14 protein-coding genes are annotated in these 18,427 nt (G+C 58.6%); 8 read left to right on the forward strand and 6 right to left on the reverse strand.

The window, feature by feature from the left end; genetic code table 11:
• Window positions 1-11 precede the first annotated feature (11 nt).
• A complete protein-coding gene (locus AC27HQ_RS13445) occupies window positions 12-479 on the forward strand; it encodes a flavodoxin family protein (protein ID WP_487156691.1) in 468 nt (155 codons plus the stop codon).
• 67 nt (window positions 480-546) lie between these two features.
• Window positions 547-1,035: a SprT family zinc-dependent metalloprotease gene (locus tag AC27HQ_RS13450; protein WP_487156692.1), complete on the forward strand. Its 489-nt coding sequence runs from the start codon at window positions 547-549 to the stop codon at window positions 1,033-1,035.
• Window positions 1,036-1,041: 6 nt separating this feature from the next.
• Here AC27HQ_RS13450 and AC27HQ_RS13455 read toward each other — a convergent pair whose 3' ends face one another.
• The gene (locus AC27HQ_RS13455) at window positions 1,042-2,166 is read right to left on the reverse strand and encodes a DUF5610 domain-containing protein (RefSeq protein WP_487156693.1); all 1,125 of its coding nucleotides are present in this window, start codon (window positions 2,164-2,166) and stop codon (window positions 1,042-1,044) included.
• Between the two features lie 92 nt (window positions 2,167-2,258).
• Window positions 2,259-3,425 carry a CaiB/BaiF CoA transferase family protein gene (locus AC27HQ_RS13460; protein ID WP_487156694.1) on the reverse strand — a complete coding sequence of 389 codons (1,167 nt, stop codon included), beginning with the start codon at window positions 3,423-3,425 and terminating at the stop codon, window positions 2,259-2,261.
• Window positions 3,426-3,590: 165 nt separating this feature from the next.
• On the opposite strand from AC27HQ_RS13460, the gene AC27HQ_RS13465 reads away from it, so the two are divergent.
• Window positions 3,591-4,433, forward strand: coding sequence for a sulfurtransferase (locus AC27HQ_RS13465; RefSeq protein ID WP_487156695.1), 843 nt, complete (start codon window positions 3,591-3,593; stop codon window positions 4,431-4,433).
• Window positions 4,434-4,442: 9 nt separating this feature from the next.
• Here AC27HQ_RS13465 and AC27HQ_RS13470 read toward each other — a convergent pair whose 3' ends face one another.
• Window positions 4,443-5,309: a spermine/spermidine synthase domain-containing protein gene (locus AC27HQ_RS13470; protein ID WP_487156696.1), complete on the reverse strand. Its 867-nt coding sequence runs from the start codon at window positions 5,307-5,309 to the stop codon at window positions 4,443-4,445.
• A 279-nt stretch (window positions 5,310-5,588) separates the two neighbouring features.
• Between AC27HQ_RS13470 and AC27HQ_RS13475 the strand changes: the two genes are divergently transcribed.
• The 3 genes from AC27HQ_RS13475 (at window position 5,589) to AC27HQ_RS13485 (ending at window position 10,028) form a co-directional block, all read left to right on the forward strand.
• Window positions 5,589-6,263, forward strand: coding sequence for an SGNH/GDSL hydrolase family protein (locus AC27HQ_RS13475; RefSeq protein ID WP_487156697.1), 675 nt, complete (start codon window positions 5,589-5,591; stop codon window positions 6,261-6,263).
• 185 nt (window positions 6,264-6,448) lie between these two features.
• Complete coding sequence (locus AC27HQ_RS13480; protein ID WP_487156698.1) at window positions 6,449-8,281, forward strand: ABC transporter ATP-binding protein; 1,833 nt, start codon at window positions 6,449-6,451, stop codon at window positions 8,279-8,281.
• 133 nt (window positions 8,282-8,414) lie between these two features.
• Window positions 8,415-10,028, forward strand: a complete 1,614-nt coding sequence (locus AC27HQ_RS13485) for a Vgb family protein (RefSeq protein ID WP_487156699.1) — start codon at window positions 8,415-8,417, stop codon at window positions 10,026-10,028.
• Here the strand turns inward: AC27HQ_RS13485 and acnA are convergent.
• A complete protein-coding gene (gene acnA, locus AC27HQ_RS13490) occupies window positions 10,004-12,754 on the reverse strand; it encodes an aconitate hydratase AcnA (RefSeq protein WP_487156700.1) in 2,751 nt (916 codons plus the stop codon). The two genes, AC27HQ_RS13485 and acnA, sit on opposite strands and share 25 nt — an antisense overlap.
• A 182-nt stretch (window positions 12,755-12,936) precedes the next feature.
• Between acnA and AC27HQ_RS13495 the strand changes: the two genes are divergently transcribed.
• Both AC27HQ_RS13495 and glmS read left to right on the forward strand, forming a co-directional pair.
• Window positions 12,937-14,496: a methyl-accepting chemotaxis protein gene (locus tag AC27HQ_RS13495; RefSeq protein ID WP_487156701.1), complete on the forward strand. Its 1,560-nt coding sequence runs from the start codon at window positions 12,937-12,939 to the stop codon at window positions 14,494-14,496.
• 159 nt (window positions 14,497-14,655) lie between these two features.
• Window positions 14,656-16,488 carry a glutamine--fructose-6-phosphate transaminase (isomerizing) gene (glmS, locus tag AC27HQ_RS13500; RefSeq protein ID WP_487156702.1) on the forward strand — a complete coding sequence of 611 codons (1,833 nt, stop codon included), beginning with the start codon at window positions 14,656-14,658 and terminating at the stop codon, window positions 16,486-16,488.
• Between the two features lie 33 nt (window positions 16,489-16,521).
• On the opposite strand, the gene AC27HQ_RS13505 is transcribed toward glmS, so the two are convergent.
• The gene (locus AC27HQ_RS13505; RefSeq protein ID WP_487156703.1) at window positions 16,522-17,328 is read right to left on the reverse strand and encodes an ABC transporter ATP-binding protein; all 807 of its coding nucleotides are present in this window, start codon (window positions 17,326-17,328) and stop codon (window positions 16,522-16,524) included.
• The gene (locus AC27HQ_RS13510) at window positions 17,325-18,374 is read right to left on the reverse strand and encodes an ABC transporter substrate-binding protein (RefSeq protein WP_487156704.1); all 1,050 of its coding nucleotides are present in this window, start codon (window positions 18,372-18,374) and stop codon (window positions 17,325-17,327) included. Before AC27HQ_RS13510 ends, AC27HQ_RS13505 begins: the two co-directional genes overlap by 4 nt.
• Window positions 18,375-18,427 lie beyond the last annotated feature (53 nt).

Genomic DNA, 18,427 nt, shown 5'->3' on the forward strand with positions numbered 1-18,427 from the left:
GGGAGCTGCCCATGAAGCAGAAACAACTGCTACTGGTTGCCCACGCGCCGTCCGACAATACCCTGGCGCTGGTCGAAGCCGTTCTGCGTGGCGCGCGCCACCCGGATATTGACCAGGTCGAGGTCACCTGGAAAAAACCCCTGGAGGCGGTTCCGGAGGACGTTCTGGCAGCCGATGCGATCATCCTCGGCACTACGGAAAATCTCGGTTACATGAGCGGCGCCCTGAAGGACTTCTTTGACCGTTGCTACTACCCGGTGCTTGAAGTCAAACAGGGTCTCCCCTGTGCCCTGTATATACGCGCAGGCCTGGACGGTACCGGCACCCGGCGAGCAATCGAGTCGATTGTCACAGGGCTGCGCTGGACCTGGGTGCAAGACCCGCTGATTTTCAAGGGTGACTGGCAACCTGCCTTTCTCGAACAGGCCGAAGAGCTCGGTTTGACCCTGGCTGCTGGGCTCGACGCGGGTATTTTCTAACCACCCTTCTCCTGTACAAATGTAACCGAGGCTTCTGGAATGGGGTTCAGCGACATATAATCGACCCATGGACAAACTCATGGCACGCCTTGAAGAATGCTATCAGTTGGCCGAAACGCGCTTCGAGCGTCAGTTTCCACGGCCCCTGGTCGAGCTTGACCTGCGTGGTCAACGTGCGGGCGTGGCCTATTTGCAGCGCAATTTACTGCGCTTCAATGCGCAGATGTACCGCGATCATAGCGAAGATTTCCTGCAGCAGACGGTCCCACACGAGGCCGCACACCTGATTGCCCATCACCTGTTCGGGTTAGCTATTCGTCCACATGGCCCGGAATGGCAAAGCATCATGGTCGGGCTGTTCAAGCTGCCAGCCCAACGATGCCACGATTACCCGGTCAAACGCAGGGGGACCCGCTACCTGTATCGCTGCCAGTGCGCAGACAACATTCCCTTCACACCGCAACGCCATGCCTGGGTGTCACGCGGCAGACAATATCAGTGCCGCCGTTGTGGCAACCTTCTGCACTTCACCGGACAACAGGCCATCCTCAACTGATACGCTTTACTCTGCCTGTTCGGCCTTGGCAGACAAGCCTTCCAGTAACAGGTCATTGAGACTCATGGCCTTGTCCAGCCGCCCCTGATCGAAGCGTTCATCAAGACTGAATCCACCCTTGAGCATGTCGTTCAGCATATCGGTTGCAGTATTGGTCACTGTCTCTGCGCTACGCAGGGCTTCCAGTAATCCCTGAGCATATTCGCGCAGGGTAGAATTGACAGCACTGGCCGCCGTGGCTGGACCCGCAACCCGACCATAGGTCTCGCTGACCTGACGGACACTGGTCTGGGTCAGACTCAAGGACATGGACGCCAACTGATTGCCATCCATGTTCAAGGCCATGGCGCGGTCAAAGGCGCCATCCAGATCACCGGCATAGAACTGTCCGGCCAGTGTCTGCACCTGACCCAGCAGGTCTTCCAGCGCCTCGCGCTCAGCGGTATTCAGGTCACCCTCCAGATCAACTTGCCACATGCCGACCTGCAACTGGCTGCTGCGGCTGCTCAGCGATAACTGACTGCCGTCTTCGGAGACGCTGGCGTTAACCTGACTGCTGGACTCGCTGAAGCTGGCCTGGGCAATGCGAATGCGCAAGGTATCACCTTCACGGGTGCTGACAGAGAGCTCGAAGCTTTCGGCCAGGGCGGTCATCCGGCTTGCACTGGCGCTCAATGCCAGACCCGGGGAGCCTTCAGCGGCAGGCAGATACTCCTTGGCCAAACCCGCCATACCGGACTTGATCAGACTGTAACTCTGGTCAATATCCTCGGCTATCTTGCCTGTCAGCACGCCCATGCCATCGAGGATTTTACGCGCCTCGGCAAAGCCCTGTTCTATGCCCTTCTGGGCCTGATCAAAGCGCTTTTGCAATTGCGTGACATCGCCACCTTCAGCCCGTTCCCGCTCGAGTCGACCGCCGATAAAGCCCAACACGCTCTCTGCTACACGTGACGGCGCATAATCTTCGCCCTTGCCGCCCAGACTGCCCTTGTCCAGGCCAAGGCGTTCAGCAAGCCGGTTGGCCAGCACTTGCTGGCTGTCAGGGCTACGGGTGCCGGCTGAGGTTGCCGTTTGCCGAATAGCGCCTGATTGTGCGGATGAGGAAGGGAGAGAAGTGGGCTGGGTCATCACAAGGTCCTCAGGTTGATGTACCGCTATCGGCAATCAGCCGATGAACTGAAGGACCACTGGTCGGATCAACTTCCGAACGGCAGCAGCGTTCAACCAACCACGCCAGCGGCTGCCAGCCTTTCAATTTCAACTGCACTCAATCCCAGCTCGGCCAGGATCCGATGAGTATCGGCGCCCAGTGCCTTGCCGCTGTGGCGCGCTGCCGGCAGCCCACTGCCAAAGCGAATCGGGCAGGCCAACTGCGGAATATTGTCGACCCTTTGCAGCATGCCACGCGCCTCCAGAAGCGGATGCGCCAGTGCCTCGGGTAGCGTCAGAACCGGCTCAACACAGGCATCCACGGCAGCAAAGCGTTCACACCAATAGGCATAATCCTGCTCGGCAAAGGCCTCACGTAGACTGTGTTTGAGCGCAAGCCGGTCCGCCGGGCATTGCGACAAGGCTGCGGCAGACAGCTCCGGACAGCCCAATACCTCGAACAACAGCTTGAAAAACTGCGGCTCAAGACTACCGACTGCCATCCAGCGGCCATCGCGGGTTTGATAGACATCATAATGGCTGGCGCCATTCAGCAGCGTCGACTCAAGCTCGGGCTGTTCACCTGTGGCCAGGCTGGCCGCCGCCTGCATGGCATTCAGCGTGCGCACGCAGTCGGTCATGCTGATATCGACCTGCTGCCCCTCGCCGGTCTGATGACGATGGATCACCGCCGCCAGCAGGCCCGTCACCGCATGCAAGGAACCACCGGCAATGTCGGCCACCTGCATGCCCAGCGGTGCTGGTCCGGTTGCCTGCCTGCCGCTATAACTGGATAGCCCGGCTAACGCCATGTAATTGATGTCATGCCCGGCGCGGTCCTTGTATGGCCCGGTTTGGCCGTAGCCGGTTAGCGAGACATAGATCAGACCCGGATGGCTTTCGCGCAGCTGTTCATAGCCCAGACCCAGTCGCGCCATCACGCCCGGACGGAACTGTTCAATCAGGATGTCGTACTCTCCCAGCAGACGCAGCACTATGTCGCGGGCTTGCGGCTGCTTGAGATCCAGCCCGATCGAATCCTTGTTGCGATTCAGGTAGGCATGACTGGCCGAGGTGCCGTTTACATGGGGCGGCAACAGCCGCACAAGATCCGGCCGTCCAAGCGGCTCCACGCGCAACACCTGCGCGCCCATATCGGCCAGCATCAGGGATGCGAAAGGACCTGGTAGCAAGGTTGAGAAATCAAGCATTTTCAAGCTGGCAAGCGGGCCGGACATAGCAGCTCCCTGATGTTTGGTCTGAACGCAACAGGCTTCATGATAGACCGCCTGAATACACTGCACCCATGCCGTCCCGGCCATACAGCAGGACGCTTTGTCGCAGTCGACTCCCAGCTAGAAGCAGGTACACTGAAATCCACACTTTCAAACGGAGCACGGAACATGTCCCAGCTTATTTCTGTCGCTGAACTGGCTGAGCGCCTGGATGAGCCGGGGCTGCGTCTGTTTGATGTGCGTTTCTACCTGGATCGTCCAGAACAGGGCCGACTGGACTTCAACGCCGGACATATTCCGGGTGCCCGCTATTTGCACCTCAACGATGATTTATCCGATCCGATCATTCCCGGCACCAGCGGACGCCACCCTCTGCCCAACACAGCGCATTTTCAGGCGTGTCTGCGCCGCAACGGCGTGAATTCAGACAGTATGATCGTCGTCTACGACGAAGGCCCCGGTTTCTTTGCTGCCCGACTCTGGTGGCTGCTGCGCTGGGTTCGGCACGATCAGATCAGGGTTCTGAACGGTGGACTGGCCGCCTGGAAGGCCGCCAACCTGCCGCTCAGTTCAGAAACACCCAGGCCATTGCCCGAGGGTAACATCAGCGTCCGCCCCGACCCCTATAAAGTCATCGATGCCCAGACCATTTTGCGCCGGCTCGATGAGGACAGCATGCAGCTGCTCGATGCCCGTGCTCCTGAGCGTTTTCGCGGCGAACTCGAGCCCATCGACCCAATTGCCGGGCATATACCCGGTGCAGCCAACCTGCCCTGCGCAGCCAATCTGGACGGCAAAGGCCTGTGGCTCAGCTCCAAGGCGCTGAGATTGCGTTTTGCACCCTGGGTCAATAGCAAAAAAACCTTGGTCTGCTATTGCGGTTCCGGGGTAACGGCTTGCCACAGTGTTCTTGCCGCAGTGGAAGCCGGATTGGCTGAGCCGGTGCTGTATGCCGGGTCCTGGAGCGAGTGGATTACCCAGCCCGGCCGACCCGTAGCCACCGGCGAATAGCCCAGCCTGTCATTCTGATGCAGTGGGTGCTTCGCTGGCCCGGCGCACGGCGCTGACATAGGGACGAAGTGAATAGCCAAGCCGCGGTTCAAGGTCATCAGCCCATTGCTCCATTGCCTGGCGATCAAGGGGCAGGCGACCGGAGGCGGGTACAAAGAGCAGAATATTGCCTTCCTCCACCGGCACCTGCAGGTAATCATCGCCAAACAGTTCGTTGAGCATGCGTCCGGCATAGGGATTGCCGGTATTACCAAGTTGCCATTGATTGATGATCAGTACGCCACCAGGTCGCAGGGCTTGCCGGCATTGCTCAAAAAAGGCGGCTTGCAGTTGCAGGCGGGAAATACCCCCCTCCATATACAGGTCAACAAATAACAGGTCACAACTGCTTGCTTGCTCAGTGATAAAGGTCTGCGCACAACCGATCTTCAATTGCAGTTCAGGCGACTCGCTCAGACCCAGCCAGCGCCGACCCATATCAACAACCGCCGACCGCAGTTCGACCGCGGTGACCCGGTCCGGTTTGAAGTGGCGTAACAGACAGTTGGCCAGACTGCCACCGCCCAGCCCGAGCAAGGTCGCCTGCGCTGGCAACGGACACCAGAAGAGTCCCAGCAGCATGGCCCGGGTATAGTCGTATTCCAGCCAGGCAGGATCTGCGACAAAGCAGCAGCTCTGCTCGGTCTGATCACCAAAGTAAAGAAAGCGGTAGCCATCTGCCTCGGTTACGCGCAGCAGGCCAAAGTCATCTTGCAGGGACGCCAGCAGTGTTTCAGGTGAATTCTCCAAGCCAGGCCTCAGGGCGCGAAACAGGCGCGCATACAGTGTCTTGATCAGATCGAGCGGATAGGTGAAAGGCATGACACAGGGTAGCATTTACTGCACCCGCCCACAGCCCTGTAACCCTCGATTCTCTGAACGGCTTCAGATCTGGAAAAACGGCCTGCCAACCGGAATAGCCCCGATAACAAAGCCCGAACAGCTGCTCATTCTGTATCAGTCACCATCTGAAAAATCATCTGAAATCACCTGTATGGGTGCTTTACCGAACATAAGTCCGATGCAATCATCTTCGAGGCAAATTTGCAGTATGCCTCACGGATACAGGCACACAAATGCGACCTGGCAAATAACAATTTCAACAGGACCTACTCGATGAAATCGATTTTACGCTTTACCCGACTCAGCCTTACCGCACTGGTACTCTCGGTATTTGCCATCGGCTCCGCTCAAGCTATCAACCCGACCCCGTCGCCAACCACTGACACCATGATTATTGGTGACTCGGTATTTGCCCTGTCTGGCGATATTCATCGTTACCTGGAGCAGGATCTGAACAAGACCATCGCCACCTATGCGCGTTCGGGTTGTCAGATGATCGGTGGCAACTTTATCTGCAGCCGCCGCAACGCCATTCCCCAGCAGTATGCCAATGCATCCAAGCGCGGCATCAAGACTGTGATCTTCAATGGTGGCGGCAACGATATTCAGCTGAACAGCTGCGCGCCTTCCTTGAGCCGCTGCATGACCCTGCTGAACGACCTGGAAACCGAAATCGGTCGCCTGGTTGCTCAAATGCGCGCTGACGGCATTCAAAACATCATTTTCCTCGGCTACTACAATGGTACCGGTGATGCTGCAGCACTGCGTGAAATCAACGAGTTCAGCATGAACCGCAAGGCCATGACCTATCCGGGTATGAACATCCGTTTCGTTGACGTACGCAGCGCCTTCAATGGCAACGAAAGCCGCTACCTGCTCAGCGATGGCATTCACCCCACCGCTGCTGGTTCGCGCGTTCTGGCCACATTGATTCGCCAGGCACTGTAATATCCCGGCCCCGATGCACCCTGCGTCGGGGCTATCCAGCTCACCCTTGGCAATTCCTCAATACCCTCCAGCCCGTGCGCAATCGGGGTCGATCACCGCAACACCTTGTCCCGCAATCCACCTTGAGCCTGACGCCTGCCTGCAGCCATAATGCCCAGCCTTGATGCCCACCGCAGGCTAATGCCATGTTTCGCTGGTTTGAACAACGTCTGAACCCTTTCCCCGATGATGAGCCCGGCGAACCACCCCGCACCCTGTTGGCTTTTTGTCTGCATTATACCAAGGGCAGTTGGGCCTATCTGACTCTTGCAGCCTTGCTCATGGCCGGGATTGCCATGACCGAGGTCTGGCTGTTCAGTTTTCTCGGCAACATTGTTGACTGGCTGGCGGTTCAGAATCGCGAGACCTTCCTGGAAAATCAGGGCTGGCAGCTTGTCGGTATGGCGCTGGTGGTGCTGTTGTTGCTTCCCGCGCTGATTGCCACCAACTCGCTGATCAGCCATCAGACGCTGATGGGCAACTTTCCCATGCGCATCCGCTGGCTGGTCCACCGTTACCTGCTCAAGCAGTCCATGGCCTTTTATCAGGACGAGTTTGCCGGCCGTATCGCCACCAAGCTGATGCAGACCGCACTGGCCGTGCGCGAATGCGTAATCAAGCTGATTGATGTACTCAACTACGTGCTGGTGTACTTCATGGGCACTCTGCTGATCGTCGGGCTGGCCGACTGGCGCCTGACGCTGCCGATGCTCGGCTGGCTGCTGGGCTACATCCTGCTGATGCGTCATTTCATACCGCTGATGGGCAAGGTGGCCGAAGCCCAGGCCGATGCCCGCTCGATCATGACCGGGCGCATAGTCGACAGTTATACCAATATCCAGACCGTCAAATTGTTCTCCCATGCCCAGCGTGAATCCAGCTATGCCCGTGACGGCATGCAGTCCTTCATGCACACCGTGTACCAGCAAATGCGCCTGGTCACACTGGTCAATGGTTGCCTGTATCTGCTCAACGGCCTGCTGCTGGTCAGTGTTACCGCGCTGGCCATCTGGCTATGGCTGAATGAGGCCGCAAGCATCGGCGCTGTGGCGGTAGCCACCGGCCTGGTACTGCGTCTCTGGGGCATGTCGCAGTGGATCATGTGGGAGCTGGCGGCCCTGTTTGAAAATATCGGCACAGTGCAGGACGGTATCAATTCCATTTCCCGTCCGCAGGTGGTTCAGGATCAGCCTGAAGCCCAAGCCCTTGCGGTATCCAAAGGCGAAATTCGCTTCGAGCATGTACGCTTCCATTACGGCAAGGATCAGGGCGTTTTTGATGACCTGCATCTGAGCATTCGACCCGGCGAAAAAATTGGCCTGGTTGGCCGCTCCGGTGCCGGCAAATCAACGCTGGTCAATCTGTTGCTGCGTTTCCATGATATCGAGGCCGGTCAGATTCTGATCGACAATCAGGATATCGCCGGCGTCACCCAGGAGTCCCTGCGCCAGCACATTGGCATGGTCACCCAGGATACCTCCCTGCTGCATCGCTCGGTTCGCGACAACATCGTCTATGGCCGCCCGGATGCCGATGAAGCCTCTCTGCTGAATGCCGCGCGTCAGGCCAGTGCCGAGCATTTCATTCGCGACCTGCAGGACGCCCGCGGTCGCAGCGGCTTCGATGCCCATGTTGGCGAGCGCGGGGTGAAACTCTCCGGCGGCCAGCGCCAACGCATTGCCATTGCCCGGGTGATGCTCAAGGACGCGCCGATCCTGATCCTCGACGAGGCCACCTCGGCCCTGGATTCCGAGGTCGAAGCGGCCATTCAGGAAAATCTGAACACCCTGATGCAGGGCAAGACAGTGATTGCCATTGCCCATCGTCTGTCCACCATAGCGGCCATGGACCGGCTGATTGTGATGGACCAGGGCCGTATCATCGAAGATGGTACGCACGCCGAACTACTGGCCAAGGGCGGGCTCTACGCCCAGCTCTGGTCCAGACAATCGGGCGGTTTTCTTGGTGAGGATATCTGAGAGACATCGCAGGATAATTGCCTGAGTAACTGATGCCCGCTTGATAATGTGCCATCAACCCAGTGCATAACGGCCCCGGCATGAGACATTCCGGGCTAGAGTAGAGCAAATACACTAATAAAAAGGATCTGCAATGAAAGTCCTGTTTCCCCTCACCCTGGCCGCCTTGCTGCTGCCTGGCATGGGTCATACCAGCAACTATCAGGCGCCCGAAGTGCTGGTTGCGCCTTCGCCCTTCAAAGGCGTGCATGGTTTGGCGGTGGATCAGCAGAACCGCCTGCTGGCCGGCAGTGTGGTGGGCTACAGCATGTACCAGGTCGATCAAGTCAGCGGCGAGGTGAGCACCTTTATCGGCCCGGATCTGGGCCAGGCTGACGATATCGCCATTGGCCCGCAGGGTGAGATGGCCTGGACCGGCTTCACCCTTGGCAAGCTACTGTACCGCGACAATGACAATGCATCGATCCGGGTGCTGGCTGAAGGTTTGCCCGGCATCAATTCCGTGGCCTTTGACCAGAAAAACGGCAAGCTCTACGCCAGCCAGGTCTTTCTTGATGACGCCCTATGGGAGTTTGACATCAGCGCGCAGCAACCACCCAGACTGATCAAGCGCGATATGGGTGGTTTCAACGGCTTTGAAGTCGGCAGCGATGGCTGGCTTTATGGTCCGCTATGGTTCAAGGGGCTGGTCGTGCGCATCAACCCGGAGAACGGTGAGATGCAGACCGTGGGAGAAGGCTTCGGCACGCCGGCAGCAGTCAATTTTGATTCAGAAGACCAACTCTTTGTGGTCGATACCCTGTCCGGTCAGCTGATAAAGCTGGATCCGAGCACAGGTGAAACCGATATGATCGCGCAACTGGCCAGTGCACTGGACAATCTGGCGATTGACGCTGAAGACCGTATCTTTGTCTCCAACATGGCTGACAACAGTATTACCGAGGTCAACCCGGCGTCAGGCGCTACCCGGGTGATTGTTCAGGGCAATCTGGCAGCGCCCGCCGGGCTCAGTCTGGCCGAAGATGGCAAGACCCTCTATGTCGCGGATGTGTTCAGTTTCCGTTCGGTCGATACCGCGTCAGGCAAGGTCACCGATATCCGCCGCGCCCACGGCTCGGACATCGAGTACCCGATTGCCGTGGGGCTGGGCAAGGAGCGCGTGTTGCTGACCAGTTTTTCCACCGGTACCCTGCATGTACTCAAGCGTGATGACATGTCGACACTGGCCATGGTCCATGGTCTGAATGCGCCTTCGGCTGCGGTTGAGCTGGATGATGGCAGCATCCTGGTCAGTGAGCTTGGCAGCGGTGCGCTGATCCAGCTCAGTGGACCGCAACTGGAAAACCGTGGGACGCTGGCCGAGGGGCTCTTCGGCCCGGTGCAGATGATCAAAGGGCAGGATGGGCAGATCTATCTGACCGAGGCCGCAGGCTTTCTGACCCGGGTCAATCCGGCCAATGGCGAGATAACCCGCCTGGCCGAGGATCTGCAGATGCCTGAAGGGTTGGTACAGAGCGCCGAGGGCCAGTTCATCGTTGCCGAAACAGCGGCCAAGCGCCTGATCAGACTGGATATCGCCAATGGCGAACGCCGCATACTGGCCGACAACCTGCCGATCGGTTACCCGACCAGTCCCGGCATGCCACCGAGCGGCATACCCACGGGGCTGGCCATGGCCGCAGATGGCACCTTGTACTTTTCGGCTGATCAGGACAACGGCATTTATCGGTTACGCCCCGCCGACTGAACCACCATGCGGCGCAGGACATAATGCAGAATGCCACCGGCTTTGAAGTAATCCACTTCATTGCCGGTATCAATTCGGCAGATCACCTCAAAGTCGACAGTCTCCCCCTGGCTCTTGGTGGCGGTTACCTTAAGCTGTTGACCCGGCTGGATATCATCGTCAATACCCGTGACATCCAGCAGCTCGTGCCCCTCCAGCCCCAGAGAGGCGGCCGTCTGGCCATCCATGAACTGCAGCGGCAACACGCCCATACCGACCAGATTGGAGCGGTGGATGCGTTCGAAGCTTTCGGCGATGACCGCCTTGATGCCCAGCAAGTTAGTGCCCTTGGCAGCCCAGTCGCGACTCGAGCCGGTACCGTACTCCTTGCCTGCCAGCACCACCAGGGGCACACCCTCGGTCTGGTAACGCATGGCCGCATCATAGATCGCCATCCTCTCTCCGCTCGGCACATGAATGGTCTCGCCACCCTCCTCGCCGGCCAACATGCGATTACGGATACGGATATTGGCAAAGGTGCCGCGCATCATCACTTCGTGATTACCCCGGCGCGAGCCGTAAGAGTTGAAATCCTGAGGACTGACACCGAGCGACTGCAAATAGGCGCCAGCCGGAGAACTGGCCTTGATGTTGCCGGCCGGCGAAATATGGTCTGTGGTGATGGAGTCACCAAAAACCGCCAACACCCGCGCCTGCTTGATCGCAGCCAGGGGCTGCAGCGGCTGATCGATAAGGTCAAAAAAGGGTGGGTTTTTCACATAGGTCGAGTCATCGCGCCAGGCATAGGTCGAGCCTTCAGCCACGGCAATACCCTGCCAATGTTCATCCCCGTTGAAGACGTCGGCATAGCGCGCTCTGAACATACTGTCTTCAACCAGGGCAACGGCTTCGGCTATCTCCGCATTACTTGGCCAGATTTCGCGCAAATAGACCGGCTTGTTCTGTCTATCCAGCCCAAGGGGGTCAACCAGCAGATTCAGCCGCGTGTTACCTGCCAGCGCATAGGCAACCACCAGTGGCGGCGACGCCAGCCAGTTGGCCTTGACCTGCGGATGCACCCGACCTTCGAAATTACGGTTACCGGACAGCACCGCCGACACCACCAGATCATGCTCACTGATCGCCTTGGCGATGGTATCCGGCAAGGGACCTGAGTTGCCGATACAGGTCGTACAGCCATAACCGACCAGATTGAAACCCAGGCTATCGAGGTACTGGGTGAGATCCGCCTTGAGCAGGTAATCGGTGACCACCTTGGACCCCGGGGCCAGGGATGACTTGACCCAGGCACGGCGCTGCAGGCCATGTTCAACCGCTTTTTTCGCCAATAGGCCCGCCGCCATCATTACGCTTGGGTTAGAGGTATTGGTGCAAGAGGTAATAGCCGCAATGACCACCGCACCGTGCTGCAATCTATGTTCCTGACCATCAATCAACACCACGGCTTCGTTGCTGGCTGCGCCCACCGCCGTTCCACCGCCTCCTTCACTTTCCAGGCGAGCCTGTTCACTGTCCTTGGGCTGCAGCTGCAAATCCAGTAGGTCATCAAAGGCTTTATGCACATCAGCCAGTGCCACCCTGTCCTGGGGTCGACGCGGACCGGCAAGACTGGCCTCGACCTGCCCCATGTCCAGGTGCAGGGTATCGGTGAACACCGGTTCATGACCCGGCTCACGCCAGAGTCCCTGCGCCTTGCAATAGACTTCCACGCGCTCAACCAGCTCATCCGAACGGCCGGTCAGTTTGAGATAGCGCAGGGTTTCCTCATCCACCGGGAAAAATCCGCAGGTAGCACCATATTCAGGCGCCATATTGGCAATGGTGGCGCGGTCCGCCAGCGGCAGTTCTGCCAGTCCATCGCCATAGAACTCGACAAACTTGCCGACCACACCATGGCTTCGCAGCATGTGCGTGACAGTCAAAACCAGATCGGTTGCGGTCATGCCCTCAGGGAGTTTTCCGCTCAGCTTGAAGCCCACCACCTCGGGTATCAGCATGGATACCGGCTGGCCAAGCATGGCTGCCTCGGCTTCAATACCGCCGACACCCCAGCCAAGGACTCCCAGGCCGTTGATCATGGTGGTATGGGAATCGGTGCCGACCAGGGTATCCGGCCAGGCCCACTGCTCGCCATCACGCTCTGCAGACCATACGCTCTGTGCCAGATACTCCAGATTGACCTGATGACAGATGCCGGTACCAGGGGGCACGACGCGAAAATTATCGAAGGCCTTCTGGCCCCAGCGTAGAAACTCATAGCGCTCGCCGTTGCGCTGCATCTCAATGGCGACGTTCTGCTCAAAGGCACTGTCATCAGCAAAGTGGTCGACCATCACCGAGTGATCGATGACCAGATCCACCGGTGATAGCGGATTGATCTTCTCTGGATCACCTCCGGCACGCGCCAAGGCATCGCGCATCGCGGCCAGATCCACAACCGCCGGCACCCCGGTAAAATCCTGCATCAACACCCGCGCCGGGCGAAACTGAATCTCACGGTCCGAGCGCCGGTCCAGCAGCCAATCCGCCATCGCCTGAATATCGGCCAGGCGCACCGTTTCGCCGTCTTCGCAGCGCAGCAAGTTCTCCAGCAAGACCTTGAGCGACATCGGCAATCGGTTTATATCGCCCAGTGTCTCTGCCGCTTTGGCCAGTGAATGATAGCGATAACGGGCCTTGCCTACCTCGAGGGTAGCCAGACTGCCCAGACTGTTTGAAACCGACATGGGAAATAACTCCTGAAGACTGAACCTGTTGATCCTGCGTTGTGGCTATACTCACCCTAGGCTTCTGGGCTGGATACCGCAAGGGTGATTCAAGAAGCTGCAAAGTCAGTCGATAATGTTAACCAGTCCTTAATAAAACCGTTGTAGTGCCTTTCCCTGCTGGCCTCGAACAGGAATTATCCATGCGAAACAATCAACCCGTCACTCAACGCGAGCGCACGTTCAATGCCGAGGAGCGGCTGATTTCAACGACCAACCTCAAGGGGCAGATCACCTACTGCAACAAGGCCTTTGTCGATGTCAGCGGTTTTGAGCACAGTGAGCTGATCGGTAGTCCGCATAATATGGTTCGTCACCCGGACGTCCCGACTGCGGTCTTCGAGCATATGTGGCACGATCTGAAAGCCGGCAAAAGCTGGATGGGGATCGTCAAGAATCGCTGCAAGAACGGCGACCACTATTGGGTCAATGCCTTCGTCACGCCCATTTGGGAGAACAACCAGGTGGTGGGTTACGAGTCGGTCAGGGTGAAAACCACCGCAGGTCAGGTTCAACGTGCTGAAGCGCTCTACAAGCGGCTCAAGAGCGGTGGCAAAGGCGTTCAGACCGACATGAGTGGCATAGTCACGGATGTCCTGCCAGTTGTGGCCATTGCTGCACTATCGGGCGGCGCAGGCCTGATCTTTGGTGGCTGGGGTATATTGGCTGCCGGCGCAGTAGCCATTCCCGCAGGCTTTGCCCTCAAGGCCTTTTATGATGGGCACCTGAAACGCATACTCAAGGTCGCCGACAACAGCATCACTGACCCTCTACTGGCCAGCATGTATACGCCTTACAAAGGTGTACTGGGTCAAATCGAAATGTCTCTGCACAGCCAGCAGGCTCGCTTGCAAACCTGCCTTACCCGGGTCATGGACAGCGCCGAGCAACTTAAAAAACAGGCCAGCGAAGCCAGTCACCTGGCAGTCCAGAGCCATGAAGGCATCAACAGGCAGCGTACTGAAACCGATATGGTCGCTGCCGCCATCAACGAAATGGCCGCCGCCACCCAGGAGGTCTCCGGTAATGTGCTGCGTACAGCGGAGGCGACCCGTGAAGCCAATGATCTGGCAGTTCACGGCAAACGGGTGGCCAGTCAGACCCGTGAAGCCATTGAAATTCTTTCCGAGTCAGTCAACTCCGCCGCCAGCGTGTCCGCGCAACTGGCCAACGATGCCCTGGAAATCGGCAAGGTCGTGGATGTCATCAAAAGCATTGCCGACCAGACCAACCTGCTGGCCTTGAATGCCGCCATTGAAGCCGCACGTGCCGGTGAGCAGGGCCGCGGCTTTGCCGTGGTAGCTGACGAAGTCCGCGCCCTGGCCAGCCGAACCGCCGACTCAACCGGGCAGATCCACGGCCTGATCGATAACCTGCAAGCCGCTGCACGCCGCGCTGTTGATACCATGCGCAGCGGTCATGAGCAGGCTGACCGGGGCGTAGCCCAGGTTATCGAAGCGGATGAAGCGCTGGACGGTATTCGTGCTGCGATTGAACGTATCAACGATATGGCCGGACAGATTGCCAGTGCTTCCGAGGAGCAGAGCGCAGTAGCCGAAGAGATCAACCGCAATATCACCAACATTGCCGCCCAGTCCGATGTCACTGCTGAACAGGCGCAGCGCAGCGCCAGCCTGAGCAGCGACCTGTCTGCTACGGCGGCACAGCAAGCGGCACTGGTGCAGCGCTTCAATAGGCGCTGAGTCAACAATTGGTAGTCGCCCATGGCCGAAAGGGAGTTTGGCCATCACCTCCGACACACCTCCTTCCTGGCCGCTGCCACAGGAGCCATGACATACCGTGACCGTCCAACGGGTCGGTGATAAACTGCCGAGCTTTACAGCACCCCCAAGGAATACAGCATGTGCGGAATTGTCGGCGCCGTCGCCCAGCGCAATATCACCCCCATTCTGATTGAAGGCCTGCGGCGCCTGGAGTACCGCGGCTACGACTCCGCCGGGGTAGCGGTGCTGGCGGATGGCAACGGCATCAAACGCGTGCGGGCGGTGGGCAAGGTAATTGAGCTGGAAAACGCCCTGGCCAACTCACCGGCCAACGGCCACCTGGGCATTGCCCATACCCGCTGGGCGACCCATGGCAAGCCGGCCGAACACAATGCTCATCCACACATCTCCGGCAAGCTGGTAGTGGTGCACAACGGCATCATTGAAAACCACGCGCCACTGCGCAAACGTCTGATCGACCTGGGTTATCAGTTCACCTCGGAAACCGACACCGAGGTGGTTGCTCATCTGATCGCTCATTATTTTCAGCAACAGCATGACCTGCTGGAGGCCTTTCGCACGGCCCTGGGCGAGCTGCATGGTGCCTACGCGCTGGCGCTGATCCATGAAGACCAGCCACAGACCCTGTATTGCGCACGCATGGGCAGTCCGCTGGTCATTGGCGAGGGCAGCGAAGAGCACTACATAGCCTCCGACCCCTTGGCCCTGCTGCAGGTTACTGACCGTTTCCGCTATCTGGAAGAAGGCGACCATGCGCGCCTGAGCATGACCCGTTGTGAAATATGGGACAGTCGCAACAACCCTGTTGATCGCCCGGTAAAACGCTATGAGCATGCCGCCCATAGTCTGGAGAAGGGTGAGTATCGACACTACATGCTCAAGGAGATTTTTGAGCAACCCCAGGCCATCAGCGATACCCTGTCCGGCACCCTGGGTGACGATCATGTGCTGACCGCTGTGCTCGGCCCGGAGGCAGAAACCCGGCTGGCAGATATCGCCACTATTCATATTGTTGCCTGCGGTACCAGTTACCACGCCGGTCTGGTGGCGCGTTACTGGATTGAAGAGCAAGCCGGTATCCCCTGCTGCGTGGAAGTCGCCAGCGAATACCGCTATCGCACCGTGGTGGTTCCCGCCAACACCCTGCTGATTACCATCTCGCAGTCAGGCGAGACCGCCGACACCTTGGCGGCGTTGCGCTTTGCCAAGGATCAGGGTTATCTGGCCACACTGGCCATCTGTAACGTGGCAGGCAGCTCGCTGGTACGTGAAGCAGACTGGCGCCTGCTGACCCATGCCGGCCCCGAAATCGGTGTTGCCTCAACCAAGGCCTTTACCACACAACTGGTCGCCCTGCTGTGGCTGACGACAGCCCTGGCCCAGGTACGCAACAGAGATAGCGCGGTGATTCAACGCAACGTGCAGGCCCTCAAGACCTTGCCGCAGGTGATCCAGCAAAGTCTCGAGCTGGCTCCGCGCATTACCAGTCTGGCCGAACGGTTTGCCAACAAGCATCATGCGCTGTTCCTCGGCCGTGGCACGCACTATCCAATTGCCATGGAGGGCGCACTCAAGCTCAAGGAAATCAGCTATATACACGCTGAGGCCTATGCCGCCGGCGAACTCAAGCATGGTCCGCTGGCACTGGTTGATGAAGACATGCCGGTGGTCAGCGTCGCCCCCAGTGACAGCCTGCTGGAAAAGCTCAAATCCAATCTGGAGGAAGTCCGTGCCCGTGGCGGTCAGTTGATCACCTTCGCCTGCGAGACCATTGAACAGGGTGAGCCTGACGCCAACCATGAAGTCATCACCCTGCCCTGGGTTGAAGACTGCATTTCACCCATTGTCTATACCATCCCGTTGCAGCTGCTTAGCTACCATGTGGCGCTGGTCAAGGGGACGGATGTGGACAAACCGCGCAACCTGGCCAAGTCGGTGACCGTGGAATAAGCCACGCTCACCCCGAGCCTGTTTGGCGGTCACTCAGTGACCGCCTTCATCCCGCATCATTCCCAGAATCTCCCGCTCCATCAACGCGTAATCAGGATGGGCCCGAAGCTGTTCGCGGGTAGTGATCTGCCCGTCGGCCTTGAACGGCGGATACAGGATTTTTCTGACCCGGCCAGGATGGCGGGATAAAAACACGATCTGATCCCCCAGCAGCAGCGCCTCCTCGACATCATGGGTGACCATGACCACAGTCATGCGCTCCTTGCGAATCACATCCAGCAGCAGCTCCTGCATCTGCCAGCGGGTCTCGGCATCCAGTGCACCAAAGGGCTCATCCATCAGCAGCACCTTGGGTGAATTGGCCAGGGCACGGGCCAGCGCTACCCGCTGACGCATGCCGCCGGACAATTCATGCGGGTACGCCTCGGCAAAGGCGGTGAGACCGACCCGGTCGAGAAAATAATCCACCGTGCCTTCCTGCATGGCCAACACATCGCCGTTGATCTTCAAACCATAGGCCACATTCTGCCGCACCTTGAGCCAGGGGAAGGAGGTGTAACCCTGAAACACCATGCCGCGGTCCCGGTGCGGACCGCGCACCAGCTCACCGTCCAGCAGCACGTCACCACTGCTGGGCATATCCAGTCCGGCGAGCATGCGCAACACCGTTGACTTGCCGCAGCCGGAGGGCCCCAACAGCATGCACACCTGCCGAGGCTCGACGCTGAAACTCACGCCATCCACGGCCACCACGTCACGGCCGCGGTCCGAGAACACCTTGCCCAACTGCCTGGCCTGCAAGCCAGACAGCTCGGTGATAGCTTCGGCGGCGCTGCTCATGGCGTCTCCAGCGCTGCCTTGAGTGGGCCAAGCTCGATACCTGTGGTCCAGTCATGCAGTTCAGTGGCCAGGCCAAACTTCTGCCACCAGGCGTTGGTGGTGTTCCAGTGCTCGACAATCTGACCGTTGCTCATGCCCAGTGGCAGATCGCCTTCGGCTATGCCCATGAAGCGGCCGGCCTCATCGCGATCGAACACCATGATGCCGCCCTTGTAGATCTCACCATCGGTGCCAATGACCATTTCCACATCAGAGACACTGAACTGGATAGCCTCGGCGATAATGCGGTTGCCCTCCTCCGGGTTCTGCTTCCAGAACTCCACAGCCCGGAAATAGGCCTGCATGGCCAGATTAGCCGCCTCGGGTCGCTCGCTCAGAAAGGCCTCGCTCATATACATGCCGTCACCCAGCAAGGCGGTACTGATCCAGTCATCCTGACTGGAGTCGGCGACCACGCGGGCACCCGGCATATTGGCCAGCAACTGGCTGCCGAAGGGTTCCCACAATTCAACGGCGCTGACACTGCCGCCGAGCATGGCGCCAACTGCTTCATCCATGATCACGTTGACGAACTCCACCTGGTCAATGGCCACACCGTTCTGCTCCAGCCAGATACCCATGAAAATCTGCGTCAGCCCCCCCTCCATAACAGCAATCTTCTTGCCGATCAGGTCGGTTGCCGATTCGATGCCAGGCGCCAGGATGATCTTGTCAGTGCCATAGGACGGATTGGTATAGGTCACCAGTTTGATCGGAACCTGCTGGTCCACGGCAATCGGGCCATACTCCACGGTGCTGGAGGTGATATCCAATTGACCGGCGGTCATCAGGGCAAAGCTTTCGTAGGGGTCTTCAATGATGCTGATCTGCAAATCCAGTTCAGGCACCAGGTTCTTTTCCTTGGCAATAAACCAGAAACCATACCCCGGCCATGAGAACAGCGATACGTTGACCTTTTCAGCCGCCTGCAGCACCCCGCTGGCGCAGAACAGGGCCGCGCCAAGCACACAGCCCTTGAACCCTTTACTCCAGTTGTTCAGTCCCATTGTCATTTCTCCCGTCATGTACAACGCTTATGCCCAGGCGCAGGATCGCGTCC

The sequence above is a fragment of the Halopseudomonas sp. 4NH20-0008 genome, from assembly GCF_057548395.1.